The sequence below is a fragment of the Paracoccus sp. (in: a-proteobacteria) genome (assembly GCF_047973135.1).
Classification (GTDB): Bacteria; Pseudomonadota; Alphaproteobacteria; order Rhodobacterales; family Rhodobacteraceae; genus Paracoccus.
Map to the genome: position 1 here is coordinate 1 of NZ_JBKEBL010000271.1, position 8,536 is coordinate 8,536.

8 protein-coding genes are annotated in these 8,536 nt (G+C 59.0%); 7 read left to right on the forward strand and 1 reads right to left on the reverse strand.

Annotated features, from left to right (window positions below):
- The 4 genes from ACK5L9_RS20040 to ACK5L9_RS20055 form a co-directional block, all read left to right on the forward strand.
- The coding region (locus ACK5L9_RS20040; RefSeq protein WP_416913221.1) for a complex I 51 kDa subunit family protein at positions 1-1,328 on the forward strand (1,328 nt) is incomplete at its 5' end.
- On the forward strand, positions 1,325-4,258 hold the full coding sequence (gene fdhF / locus ACK5L9_RS20045; RefSeq protein ID WP_416913222.1) for a formate dehydrogenase subunit alpha: 2,934 nt from the start codon (positions 1,325-1,327) through the stop codon (positions 4,256-4,258). The genes ACK5L9_RS20040 and fdhF, both read left to right, overlap by 4 nt.
- Before the next feature lies 1 nt (position 4,259).
- On the forward strand, positions 4,260-5,081 hold the full coding sequence (fdhD, locus tag ACK5L9_RS20050; RefSeq protein WP_416913223.1) for a formate dehydrogenase accessory sulfurtransferase FdhD: 822 nt from the start codon (positions 4,260-4,262) through the stop codon (positions 5,079-5,081).
- Positions 5,071-5,271 carry a formate dehydrogenase subunit delta gene (locus ACK5L9_RS20055; RefSeq protein ID WP_416913224.1) on the forward strand — a complete coding sequence of 67 codons (201 nt, stop codon included), beginning with the start codon at positions 5,071-5,073 and terminating at the stop codon, positions 5,269-5,271. Before fdhD ends, ACK5L9_RS20055 begins: the two co-directional genes overlap by 11 nt.
- Positions 5,272-5,305: 34 nt before the next feature.
- On the opposite strand, the gene ACK5L9_RS20060 is transcribed toward ACK5L9_RS20055, so the two are convergent.
- Positions 5,306-5,572 (reverse strand): helix-turn-helix domain-containing protein, encoded by a 267-nt coding sequence (locus ACK5L9_RS20060; protein ID WP_416913225.1) that lies wholly within the window; start codon positions 5,570-5,572, stop codon positions 5,306-5,308.
- Between the two features lie 347 nt (positions 5,573-5,919).
- Here ACK5L9_RS20060 and ACK5L9_RS20065 point away from each other — a divergent pair, with 347 nt between their 5' ends.
- The 3 genes from ACK5L9_RS20065 to ACK5L9_RS20075 are packed head-to-tail and all read left to right on the forward strand — an operon-like array spanning position 5,920 to position 8,496.
- Positions 5,920-6,792 (forward strand): DUF4123 domain-containing protein, encoded by an 873-nt coding sequence (locus ACK5L9_RS20065; RefSeq protein ID WP_416913226.1) that lies wholly within the window; start codon positions 5,920-5,922, stop codon positions 6,790-6,792.
- Entirely contained in the window at positions 6,789-7,901 is a 1,113-nt protein-coding gene (locus ACK5L9_RS20070; RefSeq protein ID WP_416913227.1) for a hypothetical protein, read from the forward strand. The genes ACK5L9_RS20065 and ACK5L9_RS20070 overlap by 4 nt, the downstream gene beginning before the upstream one ends.
- Positions 7,882-8,496 (forward strand): hypothetical protein, encoded by a 615-nt coding sequence (locus ACK5L9_RS20075; RefSeq protein WP_416913228.1) that lies wholly within the window; start codon positions 7,882-7,884, stop codon positions 8,494-8,496. Before ACK5L9_RS20070 ends, ACK5L9_RS20075 begins: the two co-directional genes overlap by 20 nt.
- The last annotated feature ends 40 nt before the right edge of the window (positions 8,497-8,536 follow it).

The window sequence follows — 8,536 nt, forward strand, 5'->3', positions numbered from 1 at the left end:
CGGTCGCGCCCGGAGATGTGCCCGCGCTGCTGGACGGCACGCTGGACAGCCTTGGTCCTGTCGAGGATATTCCCTATTTCGCCCGCCAGACGCGGCTGACCTTTGCGCGCTGCGGGGTGATCGACCCGCTGGATCTGGATGATTATCAGGCGCATGGCGGTCTGGCCGGACTGCGTCGTGCCATCGCCATGACGCAGGCGCAGATCGTGCAGGAGGTGACGGACAGCGGCCTTCGCGGGCGTGGCGGCGCGGGCTTTCCGACCGGCATCAAGTGGAAGACGGTGATGCAGGCCGAGGCCGTGCAGAAATATATCGTCTGCAATGCCGATGAGGGCGACAGCGGCACATTCGCCGACCGCATGATCATGGAGGGCGATCCCTTCACCCTGATCGAGGGCATGGCGATTGCCGGTCTGGGGGTGGGTGCGACGCGCGGCTATGTCTATCTGCGCAGCGAATATCCCGACGCGATTGCGGTGATGACCCGCGCCGTCGGCATCGCGCGCGAGGCCGGGGTTCTGGGGCTGGATGTTCTGGGTTCGGGGCGCGCCTTCGACATGGAGATCCGCACCGGTGCCGGGGCCTATGTCTGCGGCGAGGAAACCAGTCTGCTGAACTCGCTTGAAGGAAAGCGCGGCGTGGTGCGGGCCAAGCCTCCGTTGCCCGCGTTGCAGGGGTTTCTGGGCCGTCCCACCGTCGTCAACAACGTCATCAGCCTGGCGACGGTACCGGTGATCTTCGAACGCGGCGCGCAGGCTTATGCGAATTTCGGGTCGGGCCGGTCGCGCGGCACCGTCACGTTGCAGATTGCCGGAAACGTGAAACATGGCGGGCTGTTCGAAACCGCGTTCGGCCTGACCCTTGGCGAGGTGGTAAACGAGATCGGCGGCGGCACGGCCTCGGGGCGGCCGGTCAAGGCGGTGCAGGTCGGCGGGCCGCTGGGGGCCTATATGCCGGTCAGCAAATTCGACACGCCGATGGGATACGAGGAATTCGACCAGCAGGGCGGGCTGATCGGCCATGCCGGGCTGGTGGTGTTCGACGATACCGCCGACATGTTGCAGATGGCCCGCTTTGCGATGGAATTCTGCGCCATCGAATCCTGCGGCAAATGCACCCCCTGCCGCATCGGCGCAGTGCGCGGCGTGGAAACCATCGACCGCATCGCTGCGGGCGACGCATCCGCCGCCGAGCTTTTGACCGATCTTTGTGATACGATGAGGGATGGCTCGCTTTGCGCCCTGGGGGGCTTTACGCCCTTTCCGGTCATGTCCGCGCTGACCGGATTTCCCGATGATTTTGCGCGCCACAAGGAGGCCGCCGAATGAAGGACTTTATCATCCCCGCATTCCCGCCCGGCGGCGACCGCGATATGGGAACACCCGCAACTGCTGGTGTGCCGGTCAGCCTGATCGTCGATGGCGTGGCTGTGACCGTGCCCGAGGGCACATCCGTCATGCGCGCCGCGGCCGAGGCCGGGATCATGGTGCCGAAGCTTTGTGCCAGCGACAACCTTGAGGCATTCGGGTCATGCCGCCTCTGCGTGGTCGAGATCGAGGGCCGCAAGGGCACGCCCGCAAGCTGCACCACTCCGGTCTCCGAGGGGATGGTGGTGCATACCCGCTCGGGCAAGGTGGACAGGATCCGCAAGGGCGTGATGGAGCTGTATATCAGCGATCACCCGCTGGATTGCCTGACCTGTGCCGCCAATGGCGATTGCGAGTTGCAGACAGCGGCGGGACAGGTCGGGCTGCGCGATGTGCGCTATACCCCCGGCGACAACCATTTCGACCCCTCGGGAACCGGTGCGCGCAGCCAGTCCGAGGCGCGGCTGCGGATGCCCGAGGGCGAGGCCAATCCGCGCTGGACGCCAAAGGACGACAGCAACCCCTATTTCAGCTTCGATCCGTCGAAATGCATCGTCTGCTCGCGCTGTGTACGCGCCTGCGAAGAGGTGCAGGGTACATTCGCCCTGACCATCGAGGGGCGCGGCTTTGACAGCAAGGTCAGCGCGGGCGCGGCGGGCGACGATTTCCTGTCCTCGGATTGCGTCAGTTGCGGGGCCTGTGTGCAGGCCTGCCCGACCGCGACCTTGCAGGAAAAATCGGTGATCGAACTGGGCACGCCGGAACGATCGGTCGTGACCACCTGTGCCTATTGCGGCGTCGGGTGCAGCTTCAAGGCCGAGATGAGTGGCGACCAACTGGTCCGTATGGTGCCGTGGAAACATGGCAAGGCCAATCGCGGGCATAGCTGCGTCAAGGGCCGTTTCGCCTATGGCTATGCCAATCACCGCGACCGCATCCTGAAGCCGATGATCCGCGACCGGATCGAGGATCCCTGGCGCGAGGTCGAATGGGACGAGGCGCTGGCTTTCGCCTCTGACCGGATGCGCGCGTTGCAGGACAAACATGGCCGCCGGTCCATCGGTGTGATCACCTCAAGCCGCTGCACCAACGAGGAAACCTATCTGGTGCAGAAACTGGCCCGCGCGGTGTTCATGAACAACAATACCGACACCTGCGCGCGGGTCTGCCATTCACCCACCGGCTATGGTCTGGGCAAGACCTTCGGCACCTCGGCCGGGACGCAGGATTTTGACAGCGTCGAACAGACCGATGTGGTGCTGATCATCGGCGCGAACCCGACCGACGGCCACCCTGTCTTTGCCAGCCGCCTGAAAAAGCGGCTGCGGCAGGGCGCGCGGTTGATCGTGGTCGATCCCCGCCGGACCGATATTGTCCGCAGCGCCCATGTCGAGGCGGCGTATCATCTGCCTCTGCGGCCCGGCACCAATGTTGCCGTGGTGACGGCCCTGGCGCATGTGATCGTGACCGAGGGGCTGTTCAATGAGGCGTTCATCCGCGAACGCTGCGACTGGGATGAATTTCAGTTCTATGTCGATTTCGTCAGCGATGCGCGCCACTCGCCCGAGGCGCTGGAACCCGTGACTGGCGTTCCCGCCGCCGATCTGCGCGCCGCCGCGCGGCTGTATGCGACCGGGGGCAATGGCGCGATCTATTACGGCCTTGGCGTGACCGAACACAGTCAGGGTTCGACCACGGTGATGGGCATTGCCAATCTGGCCATGCTGACCGGCAATATCGGTCGGCCCGGCGTGGGCGTGAACCCCCTGCGCGGGCAGAACAATGTGCAGGGCTCTTGCGACATGGGATCCTTCCCGCATGAATTGCCGGGCTATCGCCATGTCAAGCTGCCCGATGTGCGGGCGATATTCGAACAGGCATGGGGCGTTCAGATCGACCCGGAACCCGGCCTGCGCATTCCCAACATGCTGGATGCCGCTGTCGAAGGCACGTTCAAGGGCCTCTATTGTCAGGGCGAGGACATCCTGCAATCGGACCCGGATACCCATCACGTCGCGGCGGGGCTGCGGGCGATGGAATGCGTCATCGTTCATGACCTGTTCCTGAACGAGACGGCGAATTATGCGCATGTCTTTCTGCCCGGCTCGACCTTTCTGGAAAAGGAGGGGACATTCACCAATGCCGAACGCCGCATCAACCGCGTGCGCAAGGTGATGGCCCCCCGGAACGGCTATGAGGACTGGCAGGTCACGCAGATGCTGGCCAATGCGATGGGGGCGGACTGGCGTTATACCCATGCCAGCCAGATCATGGACGAGATCGCGGCAACCACGCCCAGCTTTGCCGGGGTCAGCTTTGACCGGCTTGAGGAACTGGGCTCGGTCCAGTGGCCCTGCAACGACAAGGCCCCCACCGGCACGCCGACCATGCATATCGGCGGGTTCGTGTCCGGCAAGGGGCATTTCATCGTCACCGAATATGTGGCGACCGACGAACGGACCGGGTCGCGCTTTCCTCTGCTGCTGACCACCGGGCGGATCCTGTCGCAATACAATGTCGGCGCGCAGACGAGGCGAACCGAGAATGTCGTCTGGCACCCCGAGGATCTGCTGGAAATCCATCCCCATGACGCCGAGCTTCGCGGCGTGAACGAGGGTGACTGGGTGCGGCTGGCCAGTCGCGCGGGCGAAACCACGCTGCGCGCCACCATCACCGACCGGGTTGCGCCCGGTGTCGTCTATACGACCTTTCACCACCCGGCGACCCAGGCCAATGTCGTCACCACCGAGTATTCCGACTGGGCGACGAACTGCCCCGAATACAAGGTGACGGCCGTGCAGGTCAGCCCCTCGAACGGGCCAAGCGACTGGCAGGAACGTTATTCCGAACAGGCCGCGCGCGCGCGCCGCATCCAGTCTGCGGCGGAATAGCATGGACCTGCCCGCATCCATCGGTGCCAGCCCGGCCCTCCATATCCGCGCGGGCAGCCGCGCGGCCATGCGCCGGACATTGCCCGAGGAAACGCCCGTGGCGATGGTCTATGACGGCACCACCCATGCGGTGATGATGGCCACGCCCGCCGACCTGCACGATTTCGCCATCGGCTTTTCCCTGACCGAAGGGATCGCCACGCCCGGTCAGATCGCCTCTTGCGAGGTGGTCGTCCATGACCGGGGGATCGAGGCGCGGATGTGGCTGGCAGGGGATCGCGGCGATGCGCTGGCAACGCGGCGGCGCAGCCTTGCCGGGCCGGTCGGCTGCGGCCTGTGCGGGATCGATTCGCTGGATCAGGCAATCCGCCCGCTGCCGCGCCTGCATGATCGCGGCCCGGTGCTTGAGGCCGGGGATGTGGATGGCGCATCCGCCTCGCTGCGGATGTGGCAGCCGCTGCATGACCAAAGCCGTGCCGTCCATGCGGCGGGGTTTCTGATGCCCGGCAAGGGCGTGGTGATGGCACGCGAGGATGTGGGCCGCCACAACGCGCTGGACAAGCTGATCGGCGCGATGGCGCGGCAGGGGCTGGATGCGGAACAGGGCGCATTCGTGCTGACCAGCCGGGTCTCGGTCGAGATGGTGCAGAAATGCGCCATGGCGGGTTGCGCCATCCTGATCGCGGTATCCGCCCCCACGCTGCACGCGCTGCGCCTTGCCGAAGATGCCGGCCTGACCCTTGCCGCCTTTGCGCAGGGCCAGGGGTTCGACCTGTTCTCTCACCCCGAAAGACTGCGCACCGAGGTTTCCGATGTCGCCTGAAAAACTGGTCATGATGGCCAATCAGATCGCCACCTTCTTCAACAGCCAGCCGGGCGAACCCGCCGAAAAGGTCGCGGCGCATCTGAGCGATTTCTGGGAACCGCGGATGCGCCGCCAGTTGCAGGATTATGTCGCAGGGGGCGGGAACGGCCTGAACCCCTCGGTCCTGCGGGCGGTCGCGCTGCTGTAAGGGCTGCGCCAGCCGGATCACCTCCGCCACCTTGTCAGCCCCGGTTTTCGGCGTTCCCCGTTTTCAGCGTCTCGGGCAGGCGGGTCTTCTCGCGCAGCAACCCATCAACGCCCTCGGCCAGAAACCGCGCCTGCCAGCGCCATACGGTTGTCTTCGACGTGCCGCTGGCCGCGCAGATTGCTGATGTCCCTAGATCCTCGGCACTGAGAAGAACGATCCGGCAACGCCAGACATGCCGCGTGCGGCGTGGCGGGGCGGGAGACGATGCCCTCAACCCGTTTCCGGTCCTCGGGCGTGACATGAAAAGGACCTCGTTTGCGCATCACCTCGTATCGCATAAATGGTGGCAAATGTCTCAATCAATTCAATAGGGCCCGTTTGCAACCGCAAGGGTATTCTGCAAAGATCAGGTGATCACCAAAAGTGGATTTATGTGGCATGGCCGAACAAGACGATAGTGACGACCGACGACCCATGGAGCCTTGAGGCCCTGCAAGCCACCCCGTCCCCGGAGGACGGCCCACTTCTCACCATCGAGACCATCGAGGGCGTCGAACCTCTGGGCGACCAGTTCGGCGTCTGGCCCCCCAAAGACCGTTCCCCGATGCCTTGCGTGAGCCGCTCTTTGGCCAGCCAGAGCCGACAGAGGTGGAGATCGAACATTATGGCGATCCCGACAAAGTCCCGCCGATGCAAACCTATGCCATCCTTGATGCGGCCAAGATCTTTGGGCTGCCGGAAATGCTGGACACGTCGAGGTTAGAGCACCGGTGCTTGTTCAAAGGCGATGCCTATGATGATCTGAAAAACGTGGCCCCGTGGATTGTGCGGCTGGACGAGGACAGCGACTTTACCGCCAAGCTGTTCACACCGGGCAAGCCGCCGTGGTGCATGTGGGACAAAGAACCGGGAATTTACATCCGCTCGCGTGCTGGTTTAGACGCTCTCTGGAAGCATTTCAGAAAATTCATCAAAGTGCAAAACACAAACGAAACATGGTATTTTTTCAGATTTTGGGAAAATGGCATCATAAAATATTATTTAGAGATCTCCGAAGTGAACTCCCAAAAATACATTTTCAACGATCTCGTTTATAGCTTCGTCGTACGTGATATTTTCGAAGATATGCTGATAATACGCCTCATACCCATCGCAAGTTCGGCAAGTGCAGCAACAATTCGCATAACGAACGCCAATCTGAAAGCGTTTCAAAAGCTCAAACGCGCGAGATTTTGTCGCGATACTATGTGCTGGCTGCAAAAAGAATATCCTGAGATTGAATCCACTCAAAATCATAGGCGTTTGATCCTTGATGAAATGGAATTCTTGAATGCGCATGATCCGAATTGTGATCAAAATTCTGCGGCGTATTACCTTGCCGCGTGTTGGCTGTCTGGACAGCGGCTCATATCGTCAGAGCATTTTACAAAACCGGGTGGGATGACGGAAAAGCGTCAATATTTTGAGGCCCTACACACCAAAGCGCACAAACAGTTTTGGAAAAAGCAGGATGGATCATGATATTTAAAAGCCAATTGCTCAGACAAAATGTTGAAACAAGGGGTGGCACACCTACTCCACCGTTTTCGAGCACGACACCGGTTTCTCAGGTCGTGGCGATGTGTCAAAAATGCAAATATTCTTTGGAAAAGCCGATGCTCGTGGCCTATGGGGCTGATAGCAATACGATCTATAATCAGATCAATGCGACTGGTCTCCAATACACAACACAGGATCCCGTTGTGAAAAATCTGATTGGGGGAGATGCCCCGGTAATGACCTTTGCCGAGGACGCAACGTTTTCTAATCATCGCAAATTGCCTGAGGGGTATTTTGACCCTACGGATATCGGAAGGAACATAGGCGAAATTTTCTCGCTCGATATGTCCAGATCAGCGCGTATTTTGCGGTTGCGCGAATGGCTTTCGGAGGCACTGGCCGGGGCGCGTCTGGATACCACCGGATTTGCGGAACGGTATTTCAATCACATGTTCGGTCCGGTGTCAGCACCGCGCCCTCTGTCGAAAGTGGAATATCACGAAGATGCGGACCTGAACAGGCTAGCGGTCAATCATATTGATGTTGGGGTGTATTGTGATCGTGTCTTAAATGCCCCTGGCCCCAAGCAGACCTCAAATCACAGATTGCATCAGGCTTTACAGATCGCCAATTGGGATATAAACCAGATTGACGTGATTGATGATCTTGGGGTGCCTGCGTTTAAGAATTATGGCTTTGCAGACAAGATTAATCTGACCAATGATATGGGCAATGGTTTGACTTTGACCGTGCATGGTTTGCAACATGTGTCCGCTATCGTCAAAAAATATTGTTATAACGAAGACGCCAAGACATATTCACTGACCCTAACGTGCTTTCTCTATGATGCGTTTGGGATTGACAGTGATGATCTGGTCGAATTCGGGGCTCCCAAACACGCATTTATCGACTTGCAGGACAACGATAGTTTTAAGGAATCCGTCCTCAATGATCTGAGCGAATTTTATAGAGTTCACAGCAGTCTGGCGCATGCAATGAATGCGTGGTGGTTATTGCAGCATTCTTACGGGTTTGCGCCATTGATCACGCGCATCGTGATGGAAAAGGATTATGAAATCTATGTCGGGTAATGTGAAACAGATCACCGCATACTTTGTGAATATCCTTACCGTGTCTTTGGCTGCATTTGTGATGATGAACCCTATCGGCATTATTCTTAGTTTTTTTCTCACTAGTAACAGTCGTTACGATTGGGGGGAATTTAGACTTTCTGGAATTTTCTATATAACGAAACTGACAATCATGAGTTTATTATTTCAATTTCTTATAGTTATGATTGCCACGGTTCTGGTAACGAAAATAATCCAACAGATACGCTGGTATGTTTTGCTGTCGGTATTTGCCTTTGCATTACTTTGTGCGGCCCTCCTACCCCAAAGCGAAATGTATGGTTTGGACATCTATTTCACCAATGAGTTCTGGAGCAACTACGCAATCGCCAACGCACCGCTATTGTTATTCGCCTTTTTCTGTGCGTTGCCATTGCGCGGGTCATTGGTCCCACTTCCAGAGGGAAGTTCTGCTGCAATGTCCCTTATCACGATGGGAATTGTGATTTACATAGCGGCCATATTTTATTGTTTTGCGTTGATCGTTTTACAACCTGAGTGGTCGGACTGGTTCCGGTTTTATTCCGAATTTGACAATCAGGGCAAAGGCGGGTAGCCAAGATCGTAAATGTTTCCATGGCCACCACTTTCATGGC

Bases quoted from the DNA above. Each gene is read 5' to 3' on its own strand.
- fdhF (WP_416913222.1), top strand. From the start codon at position 1,325: ATGAAGGACTTTATCATCCCCGCATTCCCGCCCGGCGGCGACCGCGAT.
- fdhD (WP_416913223.1), top strand. From the start codon at position 4,260: ATGGACCTGCCCGCATCCATCGGTGCCAGCCCGGCCCTCCATATCCGC.
- ACK5L9_RS20055 (WP_416913224.1), top strand. From the start codon at position 5,071: ATGTCGCCTGAAAAACTGGTCATGATGGCCAATCAGATCGCCACCTTC.
- ACK5L9_RS20060 (WP_416913225.1), bottom strand. From the start codon at position 5,572: ATGTCACGCCCGAGGACCGGAAACGGGTTGAGGGCATCGTCTCCCGCC.
- ACK5L9_RS20070 (WP_416913227.1), top strand. From the start codon at position 6,789: ATGATATTTAAAAGCCAATTGCTCAGACAAAATGTTGAAACAAGGGGT.
- ACK5L9_RS20075 (WP_416913228.1), top strand. From the start codon at position 7,882: ATGAAATCTATGTCGGGTAATGTGAAACAGATCACCGCATACTTTGTG.